Origin of the sequence: Kitasatospora phosalacinea (assembly GCF_000717185.1) — a bacterium.
Lineage (GTDB): Bacteria > Actinomycetota > Actinomycetes > Streptomycetales > Streptomycetaceae > Kitasatospora > Kitasatospora phosalacinea_A.
Map to the genome: position 1 here is coordinate 1 of NZ_JNYE01000253.1, position 1,223 is coordinate 1,223.

Consider the following 1,223-nt stretch of genomic DNA (forward strand, 5'->3'; position numbering starts at 1 on the left):
TAGAACTCGTAACACGATCTTCGTGATCGTTGCTGGTGGGGCGTGACCGATGTGACGATTCGTCCGTTCGTGATGGTGTGAGCAAGAAGCCGTGGATGGTGGACGACGAGCTGTGGGCTCGGATCGAGCCGCTGCTGCCGGCGTGGCCGGAGCGGTCGCCGGGCCCGCGCCCCGTGGACGACCGGCTGTGCCTGCAGGGCATCCTGTTCGTGCTATACACCGGTATCACCTGGCAGCAGCTGCCGCCCGAGCTGGGCTTCGGCTCCGGGCAGACCTGCTGGCGCAGGCTTGGCCGCTGGCAGCGGGCCGGGGTGTTCGAGGCCCTGCACCGCATGCTCCTGGCCGAGTTGAACGCGGCCGGACTGATCGACTGGACCCGCGCCTGCGTGGACGCCTCCCACGTACACGCGAAAAAAGGGGCGAGGCCACCGGCCCGTCACCGGTCGACCGCCGCAAGACCGGCAGCAAACACCACGTGATCAGCGACGGCGGCGGCATCCCGTTCCACGTGATCACCACCGCCGCCAACGTCAACGACGTCACCTTGACCCTCGGCCTGGTCGACAACATCCCACCGGTCGCCGGCCGCGTCGGCCGCCCCCGCAAGCGCCCGGACGCTCTGCTCGGCGACAAGGGCCACGACAGCAACCCCAACCGCCGACAACTGCGCAAACGCGGGATCCTGCCCGTCATCTCCCGCCGCGGCGAGGCCGACATCATCGGCCTCGGCAAGCTCCGCTACGTCGTCGAGCAGACCTTCGCCCAACTCCACCAATTCAAACGCCTCGCCGTCCGCTGGGAGAGACGCCTCGACCTCCACAACACCTTCGTCTCACTCGCCTGCGCACTCATCTACTGGCGGCGCCTCAGGCGGCCTGCTCAGCCGACTCGCAGACCGTGATCGCCATACGTTCGCCGTCTCTGGCTTTCACGGCATTGACCAGGATCTCGCTGCCCTCATGGAAGCGCAGCGTGAAGACCGGATCGAGATCCATCAGGAGGTCGAAGACCTCGCGAAGATCATCCGACAGGAGCTCAGGGCCGAGTACCGCGTCACAGACCCAGTTGCCGTCGGCGGCACGGATCCCGGGCAGCCAAGTGCGCGAAAACGGGGTGAGGCGGCACTGAAGCTTCCCCGTGGACCTGGACACCTGGAGACTGGGACGTGAGGTTCCAGAGGAAGTAGAGCCAGGTGAGCAACAAGCAGGGCAAGCGGTACTCGG

Annotated in this window: 2 protein-coding genes; one reads left to right on the forward strand and one right to left on the reverse strand. The window is 66.7% G+C overall.

Annotated elements, in window-relative coordinates:
- Positions 1–95: 95 nt before the first annotated feature.
- Positions 96–901, forward strand: a protein-coding gene (locus OO57_RS42045; RefSeq protein ID WP_106974227.1) for an IS5 family transposase whose coding sequence is annotated in 2 segments (ribosomal slippage) — positions 96–411 and positions 411–901 — 807 coding nt in all. Because the reading frame shifts where the segments join, the coding sequence is not laid out codon by codon here.
- Here the strand turns inward: OO57_RS42045 and OO57_RS37865 are convergent.
- Entirely contained in the window at positions 867–1,151 is a 285-nt protein-coding gene (locus tag OO57_RS37865) for a hypothetical protein (RefSeq protein ID WP_051778780.1), read from the reverse strand. The genes OO57_RS42045 and OO57_RS37865 overlap by 35 nt on opposite strands.
- Positions 1,152–1,223 lie beyond the last annotated feature (72 nt).